The sequence below is a fragment of the Staphylococcus caseorum genome, assembly GCF_049943195.1.
GTDB lineage: Bacteria > Bacillota > Bacilli > Staphylococcales > Staphylococcaceae > Staphylococcus > Staphylococcus equorum_A.
Genome location: NZ_JBNFUA010000001.1, coordinates 1,601,235 through 1,625,688, shown reverse-complemented (window position 1 = coordinate 1,625,688; position 24,454 = coordinate 1,601,235). Strand labels below are relative to the sequence as shown.

Sequence of the window (24,454 nt, the reverse complement as noted above, 5' to 3'; positions counted from 1 at the left end):
CACAAGAGAATTAAATTACTTTGTATTTATAGTATTTAAAGCTATAATGAAGATGAAATTTAATATTTCTAAACTACTTATTTATAAAGGAGATTATAAACATGCCAATTATTACAGATGTTTACGCTCGCGAAGTCTTAGACTCACGCGGTAACCCAACAGTTGAAGTAGAAGTATTAACTGAGAGTGGCGCTTTTGGTCGCGCATTAGTTCCATCAGGTGCCTCTACTGGTGAACACGAAGCAGTAGAATTACGTGATGGTGATAAAGACCGTTACTTAGGTAAAGGTGTTATTAAAGCAGTTGAAAATGTAAACGAAATTATTGCACCAGAATTAGTTGAAGGTGAATTTTCAGTATTAGAACAAGTATCTATCGACAAAATGATGATCCAATTAGATGGTACTGAAAACAAAGGTAAATTAGGTGCTAACGCTATTCTTGGTGTATCACTAGCAGTAGCTCGTGCAGCAGCTGATTTATTAGGCCAACCACTTTACAAATATTTAGGTGGATTCAACGGTACACAATTACCAGTTCCAATGATGAACATTGTTAATGGTGGTTCTCACTCTGATGCACCAATCGCATTCCAAGAGTTCATGGTATTACCAGTTGGAGCAGAAACATTTAAAGAATCATTACGTTGGGGTGCAGAAATTTTCCACAACTTAAAATCAATCCTTAAAAACCGTGGTTTAGAAACATCAGTTGGTGACGAAGGTGGATTCGCTCCTAAATTCGAAGGCACTGAAGACGCTGTAGAGACTATTTTAGAAGCGATTAAAGCAGTTGATTTAGTACCAGGTAAAGATGTATTCTTAGGCTTTGACTGCGCATCTTCTGAGTTCTTTGAAGATGGCGTTTATAACTACGCTAAATTCGAAGGCGAAAATGGTAAAAAACGTAATGCTGAAGAACAAGTTGATTTCTTAGAAGAACTAGTTAACAAATATCCAATCATCTCTATTGAAGACGGTATGGACGAAAACGACTGGGACGGTTGGAAAGTATTAACTGAACGTATCGGTGACCGTGTACAATTAGTAGGTGACGATTTATTCGTTACAAACACTGTTAAATTAGAAGAAGGTATCGAAAAAGGTATCGGTAACTCAATCTTAATTAAAGTTAACCAAATCGGTACTTTAACTGAAACATTTGAAGCTATTGAAATGGCTCAAAAAGCTGGTTACACAGCAGTTATTTCTCACCGTTCAGGTGAAACAGAAGATACTTCAATTTCTGATATCGCTGTTGCAACAAATGCTGGTCAAATCAAAACAGGTTCATTATCAAGAACAGACCGTATTGCTAAATACAACCAATTATTACGTATCGAAGATGAATTATACGAAACTGCTAAGTTTGACGGACTTAAATCTTTCTATAACTTATCTAAATAATACCGCTTAAAAATTAAAGAGTTCACGCGCTAACACGCAAGTCATTTATGGCTTGCGTGTTTTTTAAAGTCCTACTATCTCAATGAAATTGAGATTAGTAGGACTTATGCAATAGCTTTAGCTATTGTAATCCTCAAGAGGTCACTTGAGTGGTGCGCAGTTAATGAATACATCCGCTTAACTGGAGGTATGAAGGTATATGTAATCCTGACGCACAGAATTTGTAGTACTACCTTACTGTTCGGCTATATAAATTATGTCACATAATTTATATAGTAAGACTTGCTTAAATTGTTCATCTTTCACTATGAAACTGATATAATTAAAGATGTAAATCATAGAAGGAGCCTTAATTTATATGGATGTAAAACCTAAATCAAGAGAAAGAAAAACGGCCCATCTGATTGCTTATAGTTCATTAATCATCGCTATTCTTTATGCAGTACATTTATTTGTTGTTTTAGATGATAGTGTAATTAAACAATTACTTTTAAATAGTGAACAAAAGCCATCGGAAAATGCTGTTGGAACAATTAAAAATAGTTTTCAATTTACAGGCGTAATGTACATATTTGCTAACTTAGCAGGTATCATCGCCATCTGGAATAGACATACCTACTTGTGGTGGTTTATGTTTGCTGTATTCATCTCACAAATCTTGTATAATGTAGTTAATATCGGTCCAGTATATGGATCAATATTAGATGTTAAAGCTGGAATTAATTTAATTCCATTAACAGTTGTACTGATTATGTCATTTGTATTAGCGATTTATATGTTAGCTGTATCTATTAAACGTAAGAGTACGTTCAACAGATAGTAGTTTGCTAAAGAAGACGAACGTGTGGTATAATGCGATTCGTATATAATGAATGGAGGACAATTTTCATGCATACAGTAGTAATGATCATTTTAGTTTTAGTATGTATTGCATTAGTAACTGTTGTATTACTCCAAGAAGGTAAAAGTAATGGACTATCAGGTGCGATAAGTGGTGGCGCCGAACAGTTATTTGGTAAACAAAAGCAACGCGGTGTTGATTTATTCTTGCATAGATTAACAATTATATTGTCTGTCATTTTCTTCTTGTTAATGTTAGGCATAAGTTATTTTGGTTTATAAGGTCCGACAATGTTAAAGTCGGGCTTTTTTATTTATAATAGATATGTTGTATGCTAAAAAGAAATTTATAAAAATTAATTAACTCGAAATCAAAGCATAAGCGAAAGGGTTGAATCACGATGCAAATCAAACTTCCAGAGCCGTTCTTTTTTGAAGAAGGCAACCGAGCTGTGTTATTATTACATGGTTTCACTGGGAATTCATCAGATGTAAGACAATTAGGTCGATTCTTACAGAAAAAAGGGTACACATCTTATGCGCCTCATTATGAAGGACATGCTGCACCCCCTGAAGAAATATTAAAATCCAGTCCTTTTGTATGGTTTAAAGAAGCATTAGACGGTTATGACTTTTTAGTCGAAAAAGGATACGATGAAATTGTAGTCGCTGGTTTGTCCCTTGGTGGCTGCTATGCATTAAAATTAAGCTTAAACAGAGATGTAAAGGGTATTATAACTATGTGTTCACCTATGTACATTAAGACGGAAGGGTCTATGTTTGATGGTGTACTAGAATATGCCCGCAATTTTAAAAAGTATCAAGGTAAAGACGAAACCACAATTAATAAAGAAATGGACGTTTTTCAACCTACTGAAACTTTAAAAGAGCTTCAAGGACAAATCCAAGATGTAAGAGATCATGTGGACGAAGTAATGGATCCATTATTGGTCGTTCAAGCAGAACAAGACCAAATGATCAATACAGATTCTGCAAACATTATATACAATGAGAGCGAGTCTGATGAAAAAGATATTAAATGGTATGCGAATTCCGGACATGTCATTACAATTGATAAAGAAAAAGAATTAGTATTTGAAGATGTATACCAATTTTTAGAATCATTAGATTGGTCTGAATAAAAATTATAGAATTATTTAAAAAGAGAAAGGAGGGGCATAATGAATTTAAAACCATCCATTGAAGAAATTATTAAACAACCAGATTATGAACCCATGTCTGTATCTGATTTTCAAGATGCATTAGGTTTAAATAGTGCCGACTCATTTAGAGACTTAATTAAGGTGCTTGTTGAATTAGAACAAACAGGTTTAATTCAACGTACAAAAACAGATAGATATCAACGCAAGGAATCTAACAAATCCCAACAATCAAAATTGGTGAAGGGTAAACTAAGCCAGAATAAAAAAGGCTTTGCATTCTTACGTCCAGAAGAAGGTGAAATGGATGATATCTTTATTCCACCTACAAAAATTAATAGAGCCATGGACGGTGATACAGTACTAGTAGAAGTACAAAATTCAAAGGGTGAACACAAAGGTAAGCTAGAGGGCGAAGTGAAATCGATAGAAACGCATTCAGTCACACAAGTGGTTGGTACGTTTAGCGAAGCACGCCATTTTGGTTTTGTGTTACCAGATGATAAACGTATTATGCAAGACATCTTTATCGCTAAAGGACATAACTTAGGTGCTATAGACGGTCATAAAGTACTCGTACAGATCACTAAGTACGCAGATGGTACAAACAATCCCGAAGGACAAGTTTCGGCTATATTAGGCCATAAAAACGACCCAGGAGTAGATATATTATCAATCATTTATCAACATGGCATTGAAATTGAATTTCCAGACAATGTTTTAGCAGAAGCTGAAGCAGTGCCGGATGAAATTGAACCATCACAAACTGAAGGTCGTCACGATTTACGTGATGAGCTTACAATTACGATTGATGGCGCAGATGCTAAAGATTTAGATGATGCAATTGGAATTAAAAAGTTAAGTAACGGACATACACAATTAACAGTCAGTATCGCTGATGTTAGTTATTATGTCACTGAAGGATCAGCCTTAGATGAAGAAGCATATAGTCGTGCTACAAGTGTCTATTTAGTTGACCGTGTGATTCCTATGATTCCACACCGCTTAAGTAACGGTATTTGTTCTTTAAACCCAGATGTTGATCGCTTAACATTGAGCTGTCGCATGGAATTTAATGAACGTGGAGAAGTCGTTAAGCATGAGATTTTTGATAGTGTGATACATTCAAATTATCGTATGACATATGATGAAGTGAATGAAATCATTACAGATCAAAATGCAGACACACGTGAAAAATTCAGTGAAGTCACACCAATGCTAGACTTAGCACAAGATCTATCACAGCGTTTAGTTAACATGAGAAGACGTCGTGGTGAAATCGACTTCGATATTAGTGAAGCAAAAGTAATCGTTAATGAAGAAGGTATCCCAACAGATGTAGAATTGAGAAAACGTGGCGAAGGGGAACGCTTAATCGAGTCATTTATGCTTGCAGCAAATGAAACGATAGCAGAACACTTCGATCACTTAGAAGTACCATTCATATATCGCGTTCACGAACAACCAAAATCAGAACGTTTACGTAAATTCTTTGATTTTATTACGAATTTTGGACTAATGATTCAAGGTACAGGAGAAGAAATCCATCCTTCAACATTACAAAAGATTCAACAAGAAGTTGAAGGCCAACCAGAACAAATGGTTATCTCAACAATGATGTTACGTTCAATGCAACAAGCACGCTATGATGATGTGAATTTAGGACACTTTGGCTTATCAGCTGAATACTATACACATTTCACGTCACCAATACGTAGATATCCTGATTTAATCGTACATAGATTAATACGTAAATATATTGTAGAACAATCTATGAACAATAAAGAGAAGTCAAAATGGGAAGCACTGTTACCAGAAATTGCTGATCATACATCTCAAAGAGAACGTAGAGCGATTGAAGCAGAGCGTGATACAGATGAACTTAAAAAATCAGAATATATGGTACAACATGTTGGCGAAGAATTCGAAGGTATTATAAGTTCAGTTGCTAATTTTGGTATGTTCGTTGAATTACCAAATACGATTGAAGGCATGGTACACGTTTCGAATATGACAGACGATTTTTACCATTTTGATGAACGTCAAATGGCAATGATTGGTGAACGTCAGGCTAAAGTGTTCCGTATAGGCGACCCAGTTCAAATTAAAGTCATCAACGTAGACGTAGATGAGCGCATGATCGATTTCCAAATCGTTGGTATGCCATTACCTAAAAATGAACGTAGTCAAAGACCTTCACGTGGTAAGACAATCCAAGCGAATCCTCGTGGCAAATCATCAGATAAATCTAAAGATGATAGCAAGGATAAAACGAAACACAAACAACGTCGAGGTAAAAATCAACGTAACAACGATAAATCAAATAGTGGTAATACAAAACACAAACCATTTTATAAAGATAAAAATGTGAAGAATAAAGCACGTAAGAAGAAAAAATAACTCAACAAAGAGGTGAAACTCAATGCCAAAGAAAAAATCACCAGGAACACTAGCTGAAAATCGTAAAGCCAGACATGATTACGTCATTGAAGATACGATTGAAGCGGGCATTGTGTTACAAGGGACTGAGATTAAGTCAATTCGTCGTGGCAGTGCTAATCTTAAAGATAGTTATGCGCAAGTTAATCGCGGTGAAATGTATCTTAATAATATGCACATTGCCCCGTACGAAGAAGGCAATCGCTTTAACCATGATCCTCGCCGTTCACGTAAACTTTTATTGCACAAACGTCAAATTGAAAAATTAGGTGAGCGTACGAGAGAAGTGGGTTATTCGATTGTGCCATTGAAACTCTATTTAAAACATGGACACTGTAAAGTATTGTTGGGTGTTGCACGTGGTAAGAAAAATTACGATAAGCGACAAGCATTGAAAGATAAAGCAGTAAAACGTGACATGGACAGAGCAATGAAAGACCATTATTAAGCGGATATATTGCCAAAGACCCTGATCTTTGGTAATATAATATGTGCTTTCTAAAAAGCTGAGCGATAAGCGTGAAGTGGACAGGAAGTGCATTTTATACTATTTAGGGGGCGTTTTTGGATTCGACAGGGGTACCATGAGCAGGTTAAGCGTGTCGGAGGGTTGTCTCCGTCACTAACACACACAGTTATAATAACTGGCAAAGAAAACAATAATTTCGCAGTAGCTGCGTAATAGCAGTCTGCATCGCCTAACGGCATCTCCTATGTGCCGTTAACCGCGATTCAACCTTTAGTAGGATACGCTAGGCACTGCCGTTTGAAGTCTGCCTAGAAGAGATTAATCAAACTAGCATAATGATGGCCGTCTATCACTTACCATTATGCGAAACTCAATGATAGACTACACACGTAGAAAGATTTGTATCAGGACCTCTGGACGCGGGTTCGAATCCCGCCGTCTCCACTGTGTAGCCTTTAACCCTTGTGGTTAAGGGCTTTTTATTTTTGTTGCCCCAATATTGCCCCAGTTTAGCCCCAAGCAATAAAAAAACGCCGTGCAAATTTTGCACAACGTCATAAATATTTTATTATTTCTTTTTGAGTGCTAGGGTACAAATGCCCATAACGTGAGCTTACCTCGGAAATAGACGAATGTCCTAACCTTTGGGCTATTATCATTAGACTAGCGCCATGATTGACTAGCATTGAGGCATGGCTATGTCTTAGCTCGTGGATAACAATATGTGGGAAAGTTTCACCGTCAGACAATGTTTCATCAAGCTTTTTAAGTGTACCAGTAAACCATCTATCGACAGCACTTTCACTAAATGCTTTAAAAAATGTGCCAAATAGTACATAATTAGATTTATAAATATTATTATCTTTATACCAATTTAAATATTCTTGTAAGTCGTCCATCATGTGAGCAGGTAAATATATATCACGTATGGACGCTTTCGTTTTAGGGGCTGTCACGATACCGTGATAGTCCGTTTTATTTATATGGATATAATCATCGTCAAAGTTTACATCGTCCCATGTGAGCGCTCTAATCTCTCCCTTACGTGCGCCACTATAAAACAATAGCTTGAAAAATACTTTTTGTTGTATATTGGGTAGCATATTGTGAAATTGATTGAATTGTTCCAACGTCCAGTAATTTAAGCGTTTCTGTGTCTCAATTTCAAAATTACCTACTAATGATGCAACATTTTGTTTTAGATCATGATACTTCATAGCATGGTTAAGTATAGATACTAGAAACACGTGCATTTTTTTCAAATACTCTGCAGAACGTCCTTCTTTCATCTTCTTATTTTGAAACTTCATAATGTCTTGCGTTGTCATGTTGAATACGTCCATTGATTTAAAGAATGGTAATAAATGATTATTGGTATGTGTCTTAAGTGATTTTAAACTTGATGCTTTACGACGTGCAGAATACCACTCAACATACTCTTGCACCAATTCATCGAACGGTAATTGATTAATCTTACCAATACCCTCTAATTCGTCCATATAAGCGTTACATGCTTTCACAGCTTCTTTACGTTATTTATATCCAGTACGTTTAATTTCTTTGCGTTCTCCCGTTTTCTCGTAGTATTTGATACGGAAGTAATACGTATCACGTTTAGCATCTTTATAAATGTTGTGAGATAGCTTTAAGTTGTGTTGCAATTTTAATCACTCTTTTCAGGTTTTTCATATACAGCAATACCATAACGAGTTTGAAAAAGAACTTCAATTTGTTCTTTCATGTTTTCGATATCTTGAAGCAATGGTTCTTTATCTTCAGTGATGTAATAAATACGATTGTAATCATTATATTGTTTTAAAATTCCAGTTATTATGGCGAGGTCATTTCCTGTGGAGTTCCTTAGGAAATTTAACGCTGCTGATAAAAATATCTCTTCTGTATAACCTAATTCCATCGAGAGAATTTCCTTTAAATCGTTATCAATTTCTCCCCTGAATTTCTTTCTAGATTCTTTAAAACTATTCTGTGATTTTTCCCAACTCTTTTTGAGTTCATCCTCAGATAAATCAGTCAGTGTTTTCTTTCCTGTAGTTAAATATGTGTCGGAAACATCGAGACCATAAGTAATACTTTTCAAAAATTCACGGGAAGGTTTTTCTCTTTTTCCATTTTCAACTTGCGAAATGTAGCCAGCAGAAAAGCCAGTTTTCTTGCTCAATTCTTCTAAAGTTATCTTTTTTTCTTTCCTTATTTTTTTGATGTTTTGCCCTATATCCATTGTTACACCTCATTTTTCTTTATTTTAAGAGTACCATTAATTTTAACTGCAGTAAATTTTTATTTGACATTTTTTTAGCTATGGTTAAATTTAGCTATAGCAAATATTTGCTGCAGTTAAAAAAGGAGGTTTTAAGTATGAACAATATGAAAGAGTTGAGAATTAATAAAAATCTAAAGCAGAAAGAATTAGCTAGAATTACAGGTTTAAGTACAGCGGCAATTTCATTGTTTGAAAATAATAAAACAACACCATCAATGAATAGTGCTTATAAAATTGCGAAGGCTTTAGATGTTTCACTAGAAAATCTTTTTCCGCTAAAAGTAGAAATTTATTTAAAAAAGGAGGAAACAAAATGAAAAAACTAACATATCCAATACTCTACATCGCACGTAAGGAACACGGGCACACACAGAAAGCTATTGCGAAGAAACTTAGTATCTCACCACAACGCTACCAAATTAAGGAGAGTGGCAAAGGTGAATTCAGTTTGACTGAAGCAAAAATTTTATCTGAATTATATGGAATGCCTATCGACCAGCTTTTTAGTAATTCAATCACAGTAGGACAATAGGAGGGATTAAATGATTAAACAAATTTTCAATGACAAAGAAATTCGATTTATGGAAAAAGATGGTGAGTATTGGGCAGTAGCTGGTGATGTTGCAAAGGCATTAGGGTACAGAGATGCACCAAGTATGACACGTAATATTGATAAAGAAGATATTACTACACACATTATGCGTAGTAATAAGAAAGGTAATCCAAATATAACAATTATTTCTGAATATGGCATATATGAAGCGATTTGGAATAGCAGACGTGATGAAGCTGATGAGTTTAAGAAATGGGTTAAGCAAGTCATCAAAGAATTACGACATGCTACAGGTCTTAAAGGCTATGAAGCATTTCGTATGTTGGATAAACAAAAGCAAAAAGAAGCAATGGCGATTATCCAAAAAGCGCACAAATCAGATAAACCTATCAATTTTATCAAACCTAACACAATCGCAAATAAAGCAGTTTCTACAGCGTTTGGCTATAAAAAGATGATTGGTAAGTCTGGTATGACACCAGCAATGTTAGAAGTACGCCAAGTTATTTTAGATGATGTTGTGAAATTAACCGAAGCTAAACAACGATTTAATTTAGACATTAAAGTTAGTAAAAGTATCTATGATAAGTACGGGGTGAAATCATGAAATTATTTAGCAGTTTGATTACAGCAAGCTCATTGACTTCATTTGCAGTAGGTTATGTAACCGAGGATATATTCAATAGTTTGGCTTTATACACACCACTAGCGTTTACATCATGGGCTATAACAGAATGGTTTAACGATAGAAAAATTAAAAAACAATTAATGGAGGATTAGGAAAATGAATAATGATATTTTAAATGCTTTTGAAGAAATGGTGAGTGCTTCTAATAAAGTTTATTCCTTAAATGGAGAGATGAACAGACTTTCAGAGTTAGTAGGTGTATTAAGTGAAAAAGTAAAAGCCTATAGAGAAGAAGGAGATAATTTAGGAGCGAATGCAATAGCAAATATCGCATTAGATGATATTGAACCAGAAATTAATTGTTTGTATGAAGATTTTCATAAATCGCTAAAAGAATTCAAGCAGAAAGCGAAACGACTTAAAAATGTTTGTGCTTTTTACGGTATAAATGTTCAGTTAGGCAAAGATAATAAAATTATTAATTTTTATAAGGAGAGTAAATAATATGTTATACACAGAAAAATTACAAGAAAGTATTGAATTTGCAGATTTGAGAAATAAGGTACAAGCCGTATTAGATTATGTGAGTACAGAAACAACCGAGTTACAAGATGAAAGAGAGTATGCAGTCAAGAAGAATCAGCCTATATATCACCAAGCTATTAATAACAACATTAAGCAAAATTATATTGTGGAATCTACCTTATTAGCAATCCGACGTGACATTGAGAACATGCAAGAAGATATTCAAACTGATATTAAGCAAGAAAAAAACGCATTATCTGCTGGCGACCAAACCGAAGATAACGCGTAAGAATTAAATGTTAAAGAAACTTTATGTATTTCTTATTATAGCAAAAATAATGTTACGTATCTACAAATTTAGAGAAAAGGGGGCTTTATGTGGCTATAACAACATTAGATAAAATTATAGAAGTAAACGAAGAAGAAATACCAGAAGAATTGAAACAACTTGATAAATGGGTATTGTGGCGTGCTGAATGGATAGAAAAACAACAAGTATATAGTAAAGTCCCATATAGCACAGAAGGTCATAAAGCAAGCTCTACAAATGTTAGTACATGGCTCGAATTTCAAGATGTCGTTTCACTTTGTGATAGTGACGAACAATATAATGGCATAGGTTTTGTATTAAGCAATGATGATAATTACATCTGTTTGGATATAGATTATGCAGTCAATCCTGACACAGGCCAATTACAAACTGATCTAGCAATAGAAATGACTGAATTAACCTATTGTGAATTATCGCCTAGTGGAACAGGTCTACATTGTTTCTTTAAAGGTGTGTTGCCTGATAATCGTAAAAAGAAACGTAAAGATTTAGATATTGAATTATATGATTCAAGTAGATTTATGACAGTTACAGGTCATACCATCGGACAAAGTGAAATTTGTGATGAGCAAGAAACTATTAATAATATTGTTGAAAGATATTTTAAAATGGAAGAATCGCAAAATACAATCACATATAATCCTAATCATAAAAGTAATTTATCTGATGAAGAAGTGTTAAATATCATGTTGAAATCTAAAGCTAAAGATAAAATTAGTGATTTATTAAAAGGACATTATGAAAAACATTTTGAAAGTCCTAGTGAAGCAGTACAAAGTTTACTACACTATTTAGCATTTTATACAGGTAAAGATAAGCAACAGATGGAACGTATATTTGAAAGCTATAATAATCTTACTGATAAATGGGATAGTAAGCGTGGCAGTACAACGTGGGGACAATTAGAACTGGATAAAGCTATTAGTAATCAAAATGAGGTATATAAAAAATTAACAGATGATTTCAAAATAAATTTAGTTAAATCACGAGTAATAAAAAAGAAATCATGGTGGATTTATCCAGAAGGTGACACAAACAGAAAACCAACGTTCGCTCATACAGTAATGGCTGAATACGTGTTACAAGAATATAAATTTGTAAGATATCCAGACGCTGACGGTGAAATTTATATCTATAATCCTCAAAATGGTATTTATGAAATAGATAAAACTGGGCGTAAAACACGTGAGATTATCAGAAGTTTAGAAATATTAAAAGATAACGCAGTGAAGGAAGTACGTAACTATATTATTGATACTTGCAAAATTCAAACTGAAGTTAATTCTAATTATGTAGCTGCTAAAAATGGACTGATTCACTATAAAACGAAAGTGTTTAAAGAATTTACATCAGACATTTTCATTATCGACAAACTACCGACAGCATATAATCCAGATGCTTATGATGAATTTATAAATCAAACTATAAATAAAGTGTCGTGTGAGCATGAAGCAACCATCAAAAACATTCACGAAATGTTCGCACAGGTATTATATCCAGAATTGCTTATCGACCAAATACTGTATCTTCTAGGCACTGTGGCAGATAACGGGAAATCGACTGTACAACACATGATAAGTGCGACCTTTGATTCTGGAGGTCAAATATCATCGGTTAGCCCACAACGTCTAGCAAATAATAATTTTGCAGGCTCAAGTGTATATGGAAAAATGGCAAATATTGTTGATGATCTACCAAATATTGAAATTGAGGACAGTGGAAATATTAAATCTGCTGTCACTGGAGGATATCTCGAAATTGAGGAAAAGGGTAAAGGTAGCCGTTCTGTTCGAATGCAAACACCTTTTATAATTGCGAGTAATCACTATCCTAAATTTAAAGAAAGTGGCCAACAAATAAATAAACGTTTGCACATTATACCATTTGAACACAGTTTTAAAGATGAAGAAAGATTATCTGTTTCTGAAAGTACTAATAAAATTTATAGTGAAAGTGCTAAAGAGTACGTATTGAAATTAGCTATCGACACACTAGCCGAAATGTTACAACGTTCTGGATCACGTATCACTAAAAATGAGCGTTCAGATAGAACTATGGAAACGTTTAAAGATAATAACAATCCGTTGAGCGAGTACCTAGAAAATCGAGATTTAAACTACTTTTTAAACACACCAGACACAGACACATACACAGACTATAAAGCATGGTGTAGTAGTAATTATGTAAGAAACCCAATAGATAAATCTGATTTCAGAACATTAATCGAGAATGAGTTAGGCGTTGTTTGGAAAAAATCAGTTCGATATATCATTAGTGGTAAAGAAGTTGTTAGAGCTGGATTTAAGAAAAAATAATAAAATGTAGCGAAAAATGAAGGTAATTCTACAAAAACTACACATGCGCTACACGCTTGAAGTCAGTCACACCAACAGGTTAAAGGATTATTGTAGCTGTAGCGTAGTTTTTTATCAAATGAATATATTTATAGTAACAAAATATATATAAATATATTGAGCGAGTATAGAAATTTGTAGTTTCGCTACGAAAAACGCTGTAAACGTTGATGTGAAAGGGCTTAGAGATGTAGCGTGATTGTAGCTTTGTAGCGTTAAAATGCTACAAGATATAAAAAGGGAGATTTTAATATGACTATAACTGAAATTGAACATAATATCTTTGAACGTATGGTTAAAAATAATAATTTTAAAAACAATGTGGAGGTTAACCAAGAAACATTTAAATCTGGTTTATTACAAATATTAGTGAATAGTTCCAAAAAAATCGACTCTAATTTTATTTTAGAACTGTTAAAATTAGCAGATAATGATTTCTATATTTTGCCGCTTGGTAAAACCATACAACTATTTACAAAAGATTTTAAAGGGACTATAGCGTTTAATTTGCGTAGACCTAACGAGAATCACGCTGAATGTTTTAATGTTCCACTAATGATAGAAGTAGATGCTTTACATTCAAACAAAAAAGGTCATGGTAAGCAACTAATGAACAGTGTGATAAAAATTGCTGACACAATAAACGTTCCAGTTTGTTTATGGACTGAAACTCAAAAAAATACACGATATTTTAAAAAGTACACTTTCAAAACTTACGGAAAAAGAGGGGAAAGAAATGAAGAATTATTGATTAGAAAAAGAGTACCATTTAAATAAATAACACTAAATTTAATCACAAATAGTTCGATGTCGAACACTTTAAAGATATTCCAGATATTTTATATCTAAATAACGTATAAACCCTTGACAAACATGGAATTGTATACCCTGATGTGGTATAATATAGATGAATATAAGTATAAAAAGTATATCAAGTATAAAAAATAATAAAAGTAGGTGAGCAAGTGCCGAAATGGATAGATAAAATGCTAGGACTAGAACAATATAAGGAACAACAGACGAAGAATTTTGAAATGTTAAGTGGTGGTTTCCAATCACTATCAACGTTTACTGGTGATGCGTACAGCAATGATATATACCGTTCAGCAGTAGATGCGATCTCACGACACGTTGCTAAGCTATCAGGCAAGCATGTGATTGATAATTCTAAAAATGAAACGAAAAATTCTAAATTAAATAGATTATTACAAGATAGACCGAATCCATATATGAGTGGTTACGATTTCTTGTACAAGATTACAACACAATACTTTTTATACAATAACGCTTTTATATTAGTCCAAAAGGATAATCGAGGTAATTTATCAGGACTGTACCCACTTACACCAAATAGTGTTGAGTTTGTGGTAGATGGTGCAGGCGAAGTATATATCAAGTGTTTGTTCAAAGAAGGTAAGATTGTTCACTTCCATATATCAGAGGTGGCAATATTACGCCGACACTTTAACAGTAACGAGCTACTAGGCGATAGTAACGACGCTATCATGTCAGCCCTAGAATTGGCTCATACACAGAATGAGGGTATGCGTGAAGCAATTAAGAACTCGGCTCAAATACGAGGTATTGTGAAGTATACGCAGGCATTAAGTCCAAGTAAGTTAAAAGAAGCTAAAGAAGAATTTATGAATAACTACCTTACTATGGCAAATAACGGTGGCGTGATACCCGTTGATACTTCAATGGAATACCAACCGTTAAATGTATCAGATGTGCAAATAGACACGTCACAGGTAGATGCAGTTAAACAAAAGATATACGACTATCTCGGTATTAATGAATCAATTGTGACTGGTAACTATAACGAAGATCAGTGGCAAGCATTTTTTGAGTCTATCGTTGAACCTTTTGCGATACAAATATCATCAGAATTAACTGAAAAGATATTTAGTGAACGTGAGAAGGCGTTTGCGAATCGTATTGTATTTGAATCATCTAAATTACAGTATGCAAGTAATAAATCGAAAACGAATGTTATAAAAGAATTGTTACCATTGGGCGTACTCACGATTAACCAAGCGTTGGATTTACTCAACTTACCTAATGTGGAAGATGGGGACGAACGTATTCAGTCACTCAATTATATTGAAAAAACACTAGCGAAGAATTACCAAATGGGAGATAAGGGGGATAACACCGATGAAGGAAATTAGATCAGCAGAAATACAAACTGATTCTCAAAGTGGTGAAATGGTGCTTGAAGGTACACCAATCGTATTTGATAAACCAGCACTCATTAAAACGCCTACAGGCACATATACAGAAGTTGTTAAGCGTTCAGCATTAGATGGCTTAAAGCTCAATGATACGAGGTTATTAGTGTCACATGATATGAACCGTATACCGTTGGCAAAGTCACCTAAGACAATGGATTTATGGGTAGACGATGTAGGGCTTCATATGAGGGCAACCTTACCAGATACAGAAGAAGCACGCTCTTGCTTTCAGGCAGTTAGCAGGGGCGATATGACAGGTATGTCTTTCGGATTTACATGTAGTAATCAAGGTAATGATTATGATGTAAATACAAGAACTAGAACAATTAATAAGATTGATAAAGTATTAGAGTTTTCCATTGTGAATTATCCTGCTTATCAAGAGGCTAGCGTGGAAGCTCGAAATCAAATACAAGATGCAGAAATCAGACAGCAACAAATTAACCAAGCAAAAATCAACTTAAATAAGTTATTTACAAAGGAGATTAAATAATATGACTTTTAATACAGTACAAGAAGCATTTAACCATTATAGAAACTCAAGTTTAGAAGATATTGAAACACGTGCAGGCGAAATTAAAGGCACAATCGAGAATGACCCTGATGCAGATGTTACAAAATTAAATGTAGAAATCGAAGGCTTAAACCAAGCTAAAGCAAATATTCAAGATAAAGAAAATAATGAAGGTAAAGGAGATGGCAACGTGCAACAAAGATCATACAACCCAATTACAGGTGGACAAATTAGAGGACAACTAGAACTAAATAAAGATACTATTTTTGAATCTAACGAATATCGTTCAGCATTCTTTAAAACAATGCTAGGACAAGACTTATCTAATCTTGAACAAAGTGCATTTAATATAGCGCAAGAAGTTGAACAACGTGCCGAAGGTTTTGCATCTTCAAGTAATTCAAGTGCAGTATTACCAGAACAAACGTTAAACGAAGTAATTTCTAAAGCACGTACACAAGGTGGATTAATTTCACATGTACGTAATTTTAACATTCCGACTAAAGTTCGTATTCCGATTGGCACTCCTACCGCTAAAGGGCAATGGCATCAGGAAGGACAAGAAGTACAAGCAGAACACCCTGATACAGTTTCAATCCAATTTGAAGGCAATGAAATTATCAAAGTATTCTCAATCAGTGTGAAAGCTCAAACAATGAGCATCGCAGCATTTGAACAATACCTAGTACAAGAGTTAACTCAAGCAGTCGTGGAAACAATCGACTATGCACTTGTGAACGGTACAGGTACAGACCAAGGTCAAGGCATCTTAACTGGTATCACATGGGACACATCAAACACTGTAGAGCTTACAGGTGCATATACAGACTTCACAAAAGCATTAGCATTAATGCAACGTGGATACAATGCAGGTGCTAAGTTTGCAATGAGTAATGCAACATTATATAACACTGTTTACGGTGTGATAGACGCTAACCAACGCCCAATCTTTATACAAGATGCTCAAAATGAAAGTGTTGGCTATATCTTCGGTAAAGAGGTAATCCTAGATGACCATATCGAAGATGGCACGATTCTATTAGGTAACTTCCAATATGCAGGCTTTAACTTACCACAAGGCATTGCATTAGAGAAATCAACTGAATCATCATTCCGTAGTGGCTTGATTGACTTTAGAGCAATGGCTATTGCAGATTGTAAGCCGTTAGTAGATGAAGCATTCGTTAAGTTAGCAGCAGCTACACCAGAAGTCTAATATATAACAGTTAGGGCATCAGTAATAACTGGTGTCCTTTATTAATAGGGAGTGAGTATATGATTATAACTATTGAAGAAGGACGCAATGCTTTGCGTATAGATGGTGACTATAACGACGATATTATAACGCCATTGATAGAATCGATACCAGACTACTTATACTTAACGACTGGTAAAGATTGGGACGATGGAGAACATTCTAATCCATTAGCACAAACAACAGCTAAGTTTATATTGCAGTTATGGTTTGACCCACAGACACAGGACAGTGAAAGGCTTAAGCGTACGATAGATGGCTTATTGGTATCATTAACAGCGTTAGGGCGTTCATACAATGGCTAGGAGTATAAACGAATCCTTTTATAAGTCCAGTAAGTGGGAGAAGTGCAGATATGGTTATATGTCCTCACAGCATTATATTTGCGAACGATGTGGAGGACTTGCGACAATTTGCCATCATAAAGTTTGGTTGAATCAATCTAATGTGAGTGATCCAATGGTTACTTTAAATTGGGAGAATCTCGAAGCATTATGTCAAGACTGTCATAATAGAGAGCATTTCCAAGTGTCAGCAACTCGTGAAGATTTAAAGTTTGATAGTAATGGAAACTTAACAAAGAAATAATTTATAAAAATAAAAATTAATTTTATGAAAATATTTAGTCCCCCCACTTTTAATTTTTGAAAAAGGTAGCTCGGGGAACGAGGTGGGGAGTTAATTTCTCCTCCACACGATATTTAGAATATTTAGAGGTATAAAAAGTATACTAAAAGGAGAATTATATGAAAAAATTATATAAATCAATTAACTTAGAAGATTTTAAAGCACAGATTGACCAAGAAGAAAATATCAATAAACCAGTGGCTTATGATCTACTGGAAGAATTAACGTTCATGAAAGAAACAATGGACGAACTCAAGGCTACTGTACAGCTACACGGTGCAACGTATCTATTCAAGCAAGGTGAACAGGAGTATCTCAAAGAAAACCCTGCTATGAAGTCTTACAATGCCACTGTGACGAAGTACAACGCAACATTAAAGCAATTACTATCCTTACTACCTGAACAGTCTGATGAAATTGATAAACTTACGGACTTTGTAGGCAATGCCTAATTACATTGAACAGTATTACCAAGAAATAGAAAGTGGTAATATTACTGTTTCAAATAGAGTTAAGAAACAATATCAGAAACTCGTTCAGGATATGAAAGACCACCCGAAATATAAGTTTGATGAAGCTAAATCTAATCGAGCAATCCAATTTATAGAAATGTTTTGTAGGCACTCAAAAGGTGAGTTAGCTGGTAAGCCTTTAATATTAGACTTATTCCAGAAAGCCTACATTTCGGCTCTCTTTGGTTTTGTGGATAAAGAAACAGGCTACAGACGTTACACTGAATCATTTTTCTTTGTAGGTCGTAAGAATGGTAAGACAACCATGTTGAGCGCAATTGCATTGTACATGATGATTGCAGACGGTGAAAGTGGCGCAGAAGTGTATTCTGTGGCATCTAAGCGTGACCAAGCAAATATACTATTCGACCAAGCACACGAAATGATTAAGCAAAGTCCAGATTTAAATAAGAATATTCGTAAGCGTAAAGCAGATTTATATTTTCCCCATAACTTTAGTAAAATGCAATCACTAGGCAAAAACTCAAATTCACTTGATGGGCTTAATGCACATTTGGTTGTTATAGACGAATTGCACTCAATCCAAGATAGAAATTTATACGAGGTAATGAAACAGTCACAGTCAGCACGTACACAGCCTTTACTAATCATGATTACAACAGCAGGCACACATCGTGGCACAATATTTGATGACTTGTACGAGTACGCTTGTAATGTGGTAGATGGCAATTTTGAAGATGATAACTTCTTACCAATCATGTATGAACTAGATCATAAGGCAGAATATAAAATGCCCGACAGATGGCAAAAGTCCAATCCTGCATTAGGTATATCTAAAAAAGTTGATGATTTAGAGCGCAAGGTGGCACGTGCCAAGAATAATCCTAATGACTTAACGGGTATCTTAACCAAAGACTTCAATATACGTGAAGTAACCAATAGTGCATGGCTTACGTTTGAAGCTATCAATAATGAAGATACATTTAATATTAAAGACTTTGCTGGTACTTATGCGATTGGAGGGGCAGACCTTTCAATCACTACAGATTTAAGTTGTGCCACATTACTATTTGTAGACCCTGAAACTGAAATAAGATACGTCCATCAGATGTACTGGTTGCCTGAAGATAATTTGCGTAAGCGTGTAGACGAAGATAAGATACCGTACGACAAATGGCATGAACAAGGATTGTTAAGGCTATGTAGTGGCAATACAATTGACTACAGCGACATCACAGACTGGTTCCTAGAAATGTTAAATGACTTTGATATAACGCCATTGTGGATATATTACGATAACTACAGTGCTAGATATTGGGTAGATGAAATGGAAGCATACGGTTTTAAATTAGTTCGTACGCCACAAGGGGCTAAAACATTAAGTTTACCAATGCAGAATATGGGCGCAGATTTAGAGAAGCATAAAATCAATTATAATAATAATCCAATATTGAAGTGGTGCTTGACTAATACTGGTGTGGAAACTGATAGGAACGGAAACATTGTACCTATTAAGAATCAGTCACCTAAACGTCGTATAGATGGAACAGCGTCCATGTTAGATGCTTATGTAGGTTTGTTTGATAGTTATGAACAATTCTTGAGGGCGATGTAAACCAGATTGTCGATTTAGCAAGGGGGTATTAGAGAAACCACATTTGGATTTTCTAAAACTACATGGCTCAATTATGAGCTTTGCTTAAACAAAAAAGTCTAACCAATATGAAATGGTAGACGGACAAAAAAGTCCACTTGCTATTACTCAAAAAAGAGTAACAGTGACAGACATAAAAGTCCGTAACTAAATGTGAGGTGAAATAAATGGCATATCATTTTAATACTAGAATTAAGATTTATAAAGAAATAAGCAGTGGACCACTTCCCGGTGCTAGTGGTGAAGAAATTATAGGTCGTCCGTGGGCAGATATTAAGACGTTGAAAGGTTCTGAATACAATTACGAAGGCGTGACTGCTAGTGAGCAACCTACACGCTTTATTATTCGTTACCGTGAAGGCATAGACACCACACAACGTATCAAGTGGGGGAATAAAGATTACAATATTCATTCAGTAACTAACGACGATGGAAGAAATCAAACGCTAACTATATTTGCTAAAGCATTTTCGTAATATGATGTTTAATTTATAATAATAGTGGTAAAATCAAAATAGAGATTTTCAATCTTTCGCCAACCTCTACCTTAATTCAGGGTAGGGGTATTTTTTCCGTTCTGTGAGAGCGTCTGTATTGCATCGAGAAATGATAAAGTGGATATTGATACACAAAAAAACCACTAGGTGATAAGCCTAGTGGTGGGAACTAATCAAAGTCATTCTCCCCAAATAGATGAAATTCCACAAATCACATTATTATAGGAAGTATGCCAATTGAAATTCAAAGACAAGTTTATTATAACATATAACTATAGATAATGGTATTTTTTTACGTTGTGGTTCAGCTGAACTAAAACGAATACGTGTATGTTGCCCCAAAAATATGTTGTTTTTTCAATTTTAACATTTTACACTAATGTTATAAGACAATTTAAACATTGATATGACAATACTTATAGCGATATTTAAATGTATAGATGAACGGTATAATGAACTCCCGCCGTCTCCATATCAAAAGGCTTAGCCATTGTGGCTAAGCCTTTTTTGTATTTAAGTTGATACATATTTCAAATCTCAATGCTTTACGTAATTGATATCGTTTATTTTGATCCTAATTGTACTTGTTTTTTTAATCATAATTCAAGTTCCATCATGATTCCTTCGTTTGTTTTTATAAATCCATTTTTTGTATAAAATTTTGCTGCTGGTTCTCCACCTGTAATTAGAAAAATTTTATATATTCCACTAGGTTTGAGTGAATTAGAGACAGAATTTATTAAATTTCTACCTATACCATTGTTTTGGAATTCAGGGACGACATGAAATTCGTCTATGCAAAATTGGTTCATGTCACTAAAATAATAGTCTATTCTACCTATGCACTTGGCTATTATTTTGTCATTTTCTTCAATGACATAACCTCTAGAATTAAAGCCGCTCATTGTAGCTTCAATTCTAAGTAATGCTTCTTTTTCAGACCAATCATTATACCATGGGGGCCCCTCATAAGCTGAAACTAAGTTTTTAGCACAATTATTATAATCTTCACTTTGAATTTTTCTGAATTCCATACGTATCCACCTTTTTATTTTATTTTAATTATAAATATATAATATTAACGAATAATTTATATGGTCTTATTAGAATTTTTTAATAATACCAGTTAGTTCATACAAATTTTGAATACTATCAGTTACATTATGAATATCATTTTTTCCATTTAATCTGTATATACTATGCATTCCTGCTAACTTAGATGCTTCATAATCATTTTTAAAACTATCACCGATGAAAATACACTCACATAAATCTACTTCTAATTCCTTAGCTGCTTTTTCAAAAATAAGAGGATTAGGTTTTTTGATATTTTCCTTTTCCGAAACTAAAATGATATCCATGTAGTGTTCGATTTTTAATGCTTTAATATTATTATATTGGAAAGGATATTTTCCGTTAGTGATGATACCTATTTTGTAATTCTTTGAGACGAGTGTATCTAACAATTCTTTTAGATTTGGATACGGTAAACAATGTTTTCTGAAATTGTTGATATAGTCATCTAGTAAAATGTCAGCGGTTATATGATTAATATTAAAGATATCTATTAATTGTGTATAAACTTTATCCTTCCAAACATAACCATTTTGATCTAACTCAATAAATTTACTTTTGAAAGTATTTTTATCAATATGGTTTAGGTAATTAATGAATTTGTCATATTGATAATCCATAAACTTATTTAACGAAGAAGGTCTATCTAAAATTGTTCCATCTAAATCAAATAAAATTCCTTTTATCATAAATTTAATACGCCCTAACCTCTATTATTTGAATATTCAATCAATTGAAACAATGATATCATATAATTCAAAGTATTTATTAGGTTAAGGGGGGATTAAATATGAGTCTTTACATAGAAAACATGAATCAGCAAACTTTCAAAGTATTTTATGAGGAAAGTATAATTGAATATGCTGCAGAACATGTTAGAAGTGGTGGTTGGGAGGAAGATGGTTCAATTGAAAGAGCGCGTACAGAATTTGAAAATTTACTGCCTGATGGATTAAATACAAGCAATCAATATTTACTGTCTGTGATAAATAATAGTGTGGATATAGGATACCTATGGCTCCATATATTTGCTGTTAAAGAAAAAAAGAAATGTTTTATTTATGACATTAAAATTAAGGATACATATGGAGGACATGGTTTAGGTACAAAAACGATGGAATGTATAGAAAAATACTGCAAAAATAAAGAAGTAGTAAGCATTGGTTTGCATGTATTCGGACACAATAAGCGAGCTGTATCTTTATATAATAAAATGGGTTTCGAAACTACAAATTATCGTATGGAGAAAAAATTGAAGTGATTATATAATATGAAAGGAATTTTTTAATGATTCAATCTATAAACCACGTTACTTATTCAGTTTTGGATATTAAGACATCTATTGCTTTCTATAAAGATATATTAAAAGCTAAAATTTTAGTAGAGAGTGGCAAAACAGCGTATTTCATATTAGGTGGTCTGTGGCTAGCGCTTAATGAAGAAAAAGATATACCTAGAAATGAAATTCAATACTCATATACACATATGGCATTTACAATAGATGAGAGTGAATTTGACGACTGGTATCAATGGTTAAAGGATAACGATGTTAATATATTAGAAGGACGTAATAGAGACGTAAGAGATAAACAGTCAATATACTTCACTGATCCAGACGGCAACAAGTTAGAATTGCATACAGGTACGTTGCAAGATAGATTAGAATATTATAAAGAAGAAAAGCCACATATGAAATTTTATATATAAGTAGGTTATATTATGACAATAGAAACAAGATTATTTGAAGAAAAAGATTTTAATAAGATAAATGAATTATTAGTTTTATATGAAGAGTTAGGTTATCCAACAACGGCAGAGGACTTATTTAATCGTTTAAAAAAGATATACAGTCATGAAGATTATTATTTGTTACTTTTAATAAAAGATGATGTGATAATCGGTTTAAGTGGGATGTGCAAAATGATGTTCTATGAAAAGAATGGTGAGTATATGCGTTTACTAGCATTTGTTATTAATTCTAATTATAGAGAAAAAGGCTATGGAACACTTTTATTAAACGATTTAGAAATTTTAGCAATACAATTAGGATGCAAAACAATCACATTAAATAGTGGTAATAGAGAAGAAAGAGATAATGCTCACAGCTTTTATAAAAATAATGGTTTTGAGAACAAGTCATCTGGATTTTCGAAAAGTATAGATAATATAAAATAAAGCCAACTAAAAAATAGCTGACCTATTGTATATTAAATTTATTCTGAGAAGTCAATGTCATCGTAAGCTTTAGTCCAATGGTAGGGCTGTAAATCATTTGAAAATTTGTATTGTGGTTGCTTATTATCAGTTGTTACACCGACTTTAATTTTATTTCCCCAATATAATAGTCTTTCTTGACATGTACCACAAGGTGTAAGTATTTTAAAATCACTATATTCATCATCTCTTACAACGCAAATTGAATGCGTAATAATGTCTTGATATTTATGCGCTTCTAATATTGCCCCTGTTTCAATACATAAATGCGTTAATGAACTTCCGCCGTCTCCATATTAAAAGGCTTAGCCATTGTGGCTAAACCTTTTTTGTCTATGAGTATTAAGTATAAGTTGAATCAATTCATTGATAAATAAAAAGAGGCATTTGACAAATGTACCGTAATATTAATTCATTTCACTATTCATAATTGCAGATACTTGATCGTTGTAGTCTTTTTGTGGTAATCTTTCAAAATCTTTTTGTCTAGTTAATTCTTCTATTTGCATTTGAGCATCTTTGGACATGCCTTCAGTAGTGAAATCGCCACCTGGTAAGCTGTTTAAATCAATTTCTGTTCTTTGTTGTTCTTGTGTCGCTTGTTCATCAGCCACAGGTACTTGTTCTTGTGATTGAACAGGTGCTTGTTGTGTAGATTGTTGCTCTTGTGTATTTACTTGTTCTTGTGATTGAGCTTCTTCAGTACTTTCATCTTGTGTTGCTACTTCTTCAGATGATTTGTCGTCAGATTTTTGTTTTTCATCTGACTTATCTTTTTCTTCATCAGATTCTTTATCATCTTTTGTACTTTCTTTATCTTCAGATTTAGTTTCTTTTGTGTCGTCTAACTTACTTTCTTCTTCATTCCCACACGCAGCCAATACTAAAAAGGTTGCTAGTATTAAAAATAATATCTTTTTCATTTA

The 24,454-nt window shown here is 33.7% G+C and carries 29 protein-coding genes, 1 other RNA gene and 2 pseudogenes; 26 read left to right on the top strand and 6 right to left on the bottom strand.

All coding sequences use genetic code 11. The features are described from left to right. The first annotated feature begins 101 nt into the window (after positions 1-101). The 7 genes from eno (at position 102) to ssrA (ending at position 6,761) form a co-directional block, all read left to right on the top strand. Positions 102-1,406, top strand: a complete 1,305-nt coding sequence (gene eno, locus ACP3TL_RS08465) for a surface-displayed alpha-enolase (RefSeq protein WP_069833347.1) — start codon at positions 102-104, stop codon at positions 1,404-1,406. 358 nt (positions 1,407-1,764) lie between these two features. After that, positions 1,765-2,226, top strand: coding sequence for a hypothetical protein (locus ACP3TL_RS08460; RefSeq protein WP_069833348.1), 462 nt, complete (start codon positions 1,765-1,767; stop codon positions 2,224-2,226). Between the two features lie 68 nt (positions 2,227-2,294). Beyond that, positions 2,295-2,528, top strand: coding sequence for a preprotein translocase subunit SecG (gene secG, locus ACP3TL_RS08455; RefSeq protein ID WP_002508249.1), 234 nt, complete (start codon positions 2,295-2,297; stop codon positions 2,526-2,528). A gap of 119 nt (positions 2,529-2,647) precedes the next feature. Next, positions 2,648-3,388: an alpha/beta hydrolase gene (locus tag ACP3TL_RS08450; protein WP_069817923.1), complete on the top strand. Its 741-nt coding sequence runs from the start codon at positions 2,648-2,650 to the stop codon at positions 3,386-3,388. Positions 3,389-3,427: 39 nt separating this feature from the next. Further along, a complete protein-coding gene (gene rnr, locus ACP3TL_RS08445; RefSeq protein ID WP_069833349.1) occupies positions 3,428-5,806 on the top strand; it encodes a ribonuclease R in 2,379 nt (792 codons plus the stop codon). Positions 5,807-5,828: 22 nt separating this feature from the next. Beyond that, the gene (gene smpB, locus ACP3TL_RS08440) at positions 5,829-6,293 is read left to right on the top strand and encodes an SsrA-binding protein SmpB (RefSeq protein WP_285326144.1); all 465 of its coding nucleotides are present in this window, start codon (positions 5,829-5,831) and stop codon (positions 6,291-6,293) included. A gap of 106 nt (positions 6,294-6,399) precedes the next feature. Continuing rightward, positions 6,400-6,761: a transfer-messenger RNA gene (gene ssrA / locus ACP3TL_RS08435) on the top strand. 107 nt (positions 6,762-6,868) lie between these two features. Here ssrA and ACP3TL_RS08430 read toward each other — a convergent pair. Both ACP3TL_RS08430 and ACP3TL_RS08425 read right to left on the bottom strand, forming a co-directional pair. Next, positions 6,869-7,975 (bottom strand): annotated as a pseudogene (locus ACP3TL_RS08430) (site-specific integrase). 2 nt (positions 7,976-7,977) lie between these two features. Then, entirely contained in the window at positions 7,978-8,553 is a 576-nt protein-coding gene (locus ACP3TL_RS08425; RefSeq protein ID WP_002512180.1) for a helix-turn-helix domain-containing protein, read from the bottom strand. A gap of 137 nt (positions 8,554-8,690) precedes the next feature. Between ACP3TL_RS08425 and ACP3TL_RS08420 the strand changes: the two genes are divergently transcribed. The 16 genes from ACP3TL_RS08420 to ACP3TL_RS08345 all read left to right on the top strand — a co-directional run bounded on the left by ACP3TL_RS08420 (position 8,691) and on the right by ACP3TL_RS08345 (position 20,219). Further along, positions 8,691-8,912 carry a helix-turn-helix transcriptional regulator gene (locus tag ACP3TL_RS08420; RefSeq protein WP_285326147.1) on the top strand — a complete coding sequence of 74 codons (222 nt, stop codon included), beginning with the start codon at positions 8,691-8,693 and terminating at the stop codon, positions 8,910-8,912. Then, complete coding sequence (locus tag ACP3TL_RS08415; RefSeq protein ID WP_285326149.1) at positions 8,909-9,127, top strand: helix-turn-helix transcriptional regulator; 219 nt, start codon at positions 8,909-8,911, stop codon at positions 9,125-9,127. The genes ACP3TL_RS08420 and ACP3TL_RS08415 overlap by 4 nt, the downstream gene beginning before the upstream one ends. Positions 9,128-9,137: 10 nt before the next feature. Continuing rightward, positions 9,138-9,755 (top strand): BRO-N domain-containing protein, encoded by a 618-nt coding sequence (locus ACP3TL_RS08410; protein WP_285326151.1) that lies wholly within the window; start codon positions 9,138-9,140, stop codon positions 9,753-9,755. After that, positions 9,752-9,928, top strand: coding sequence for a hypothetical protein (locus ACP3TL_RS08405; RefSeq protein ID WP_285326153.1), 177 nt, complete (start codon positions 9,752-9,754; stop codon positions 9,926-9,928). The genes ACP3TL_RS08410 and ACP3TL_RS08405 overlap by 4 nt, the downstream gene beginning before the upstream one ends. Positions 9,929-9,932: 4 nt before the next feature. Beyond that, a complete protein-coding gene (locus ACP3TL_RS08400) occupies positions 9,933-10,280 on the top strand; it encodes a hypothetical protein (protein ID WP_002511384.1) in 348 nt (115 codons plus the stop codon). A 1-nt stretch (position 10,281) separates the two neighbouring features. Further along, positions 10,282-10,590, top strand: a complete 309-nt coding sequence (locus ACP3TL_RS08395; RefSeq protein WP_285326156.1) for a hypothetical protein — start codon at positions 10,282-10,284, stop codon at positions 10,588-10,590. An 89-nt stretch (positions 10,591-10,679) separates the two neighbouring features. Further along, positions 10,680-12,947 carry a phage/plasmid primase, P4 family gene (locus ACP3TL_RS08390; RefSeq protein ID WP_285326158.1) on the top strand — a complete coding sequence of 756 codons (2,268 nt, stop codon included), beginning with the start codon at positions 10,680-10,682 and terminating at the stop codon, positions 12,945-12,947. Positions 12,948-13,238: 291 nt separating this feature from the next. Next, a complete protein-coding gene (locus tag ACP3TL_RS08385) occupies positions 13,239-13,763 on the top strand; it encodes a hypothetical protein (protein WP_261701497.1) in 525 nt (174 codons plus the stop codon). Between the two features lie 188 nt (positions 13,764-13,951). Further along, positions 13,952-15,157, top strand: coding sequence for a phage portal protein (locus ACP3TL_RS08380; protein WP_285326161.1), 1,206 nt, complete (start codon positions 13,952-13,954; stop codon positions 15,155-15,157). Next, positions 15,144-15,713 carry an HK97 family phage prohead protease gene (locus ACP3TL_RS08375; RefSeq protein ID WP_285336743.1) on the top strand — a complete coding sequence of 190 codons (570 nt, stop codon included), beginning with the start codon at positions 15,144-15,146 and terminating at the stop codon, positions 15,711-15,713. Before ACP3TL_RS08380 ends, ACP3TL_RS08375 begins: the two co-directional genes overlap by 14 nt. A 1-nt stretch (position 15,714) precedes the next feature. Further along, complete coding sequence (locus ACP3TL_RS08370) at positions 15,715-16,950, top strand: phage major capsid protein (RefSeq protein ID WP_285326163.1); 1,236 nt, start codon at positions 15,715-15,717, stop codon at positions 16,948-16,950. Positions 16,951-17,009: 59 nt separating this feature from the next. Further along, positions 17,010-17,294: a head-tail connector protein gene (locus ACP3TL_RS08365; protein WP_285326165.1), complete on the top strand. Its 285-nt coding sequence runs from the start codon at positions 17,010-17,012 to the stop codon at positions 17,292-17,294. Then, positions 17,287-17,577 (top strand): HNH endonuclease, encoded by a 291-nt coding sequence (locus tag ACP3TL_RS08360; protein WP_285326168.1) that lies wholly within the window; start codon positions 17,287-17,289, stop codon positions 17,575-17,577. Before ACP3TL_RS08365 ends, ACP3TL_RS08360 begins: the two co-directional genes overlap by 8 nt. A 158-nt stretch (positions 17,578-17,735) precedes the next feature. After that, positions 17,736-18,068 carry a hypothetical protein gene (locus tag ACP3TL_RS08355; protein ID WP_285326170.1) on the top strand — a complete coding sequence of 111 codons (333 nt, stop codon included), beginning with the start codon at positions 17,736-17,738 and terminating at the stop codon, positions 18,066-18,068. Beyond that, positions 18,061-19,704: a terminase large subunit gene (locus ACP3TL_RS08350; protein WP_285326173.1), complete on the top strand. Its 1,644-nt coding sequence runs from the start codon at positions 18,061-18,063 to the stop codon at positions 19,702-19,704. The genes ACP3TL_RS08355 and ACP3TL_RS08350 overlap by 8 nt, the downstream gene beginning before the upstream one ends. Positions 19,705-19,910: 206 nt before the next feature. Next, on the top strand, positions 19,911-20,219 hold the full coding sequence (locus tag ACP3TL_RS08345; protein ID WP_285326175.1) for a phage head closure protein: 309 nt from the start codon (positions 19,911-19,913) through the stop codon (positions 20,217-20,219). 617 nt (positions 20,220-20,836) lie between these two features. Here the strand turns inward: ACP3TL_RS08345 and ACP3TL_RS08340 are convergent. Next, positions 20,837-21,274 (bottom strand): GNAT family N-acetyltransferase, encoded by a 438-nt coding sequence (locus ACP3TL_RS08340; RefSeq protein WP_069833350.1) that lies wholly within the window; start codon positions 21,272-21,274, stop codon positions 20,837-20,839. 69 nt (positions 21,275-21,343) lie between these two features. Continuing rightward, on the bottom strand, positions 21,344-22,003 hold the full coding sequence (locus tag ACP3TL_RS08335) for an HAD family hydrolase (protein WP_069833351.1): 660 nt from the start codon (positions 22,001-22,003) through the stop codon (positions 21,344-21,346). 101 nt (positions 22,004-22,104) lie between these two features. Between ACP3TL_RS08335 and ACP3TL_RS08330 the strand changes: the two genes are divergently transcribed. From ACP3TL_RS08330 to ACP3TL_RS08320, 3 genes are read left to right on the top strand one after another with little or no spacing between them, the layout of a single operon-like run. Continuing rightward, the gene (locus tag ACP3TL_RS08330; protein WP_285326178.1) at positions 22,105-22,575 is read left to right on the top strand and encodes a GNAT family N-acetyltransferase; all 471 of its coding nucleotides are present in this window, start codon (positions 22,105-22,107) and stop codon (positions 22,573-22,575) included. Between the two features lie 26 nt (positions 22,576-22,601). Next, positions 22,602-23,021 (top strand): FosB/FosD family fosfomycin resistance bacillithiol transferase, encoded by a 420-nt coding sequence (gene fosB / locus ACP3TL_RS08325; protein ID WP_069833353.1) that lies wholly within the window; start codon positions 22,602-22,604, stop codon positions 23,019-23,021. 12 nt (positions 23,022-23,033) lie between these two features. Next, positions 23,034-23,489 (top strand): GNAT family N-acetyltransferase, encoded by a 456-nt coding sequence (locus ACP3TL_RS08320; RefSeq protein WP_069833354.1) that lies wholly within the window; start codon positions 23,034-23,036, stop codon positions 23,487-23,489. 38 nt (positions 23,490-23,527) lie between these two features. Here the strand turns inward: ACP3TL_RS08320 and ACP3TL_RS08315 are convergent. Together ACP3TL_RS08315 and ACP3TL_RS08310 are read right to left on the bottom strand one after the other, a co-directional pair. After that, positions 23,528-23,800: pseudogene (locus ACP3TL_RS08315) on the bottom strand (cytidine/deoxycytidylate deaminase family protein); the annotation flags it as partial. Between the two features lie 135 nt (positions 23,801-23,935). Next, positions 23,936-24,451, bottom strand: a complete 516-nt coding sequence (locus ACP3TL_RS08310; protein WP_069833355.1) for a hypothetical protein — start codon at positions 24,449-24,451, stop codon at positions 23,936-23,938. Between the last annotated feature and the right edge of the window lie 3 nt (positions 24,452-24,454).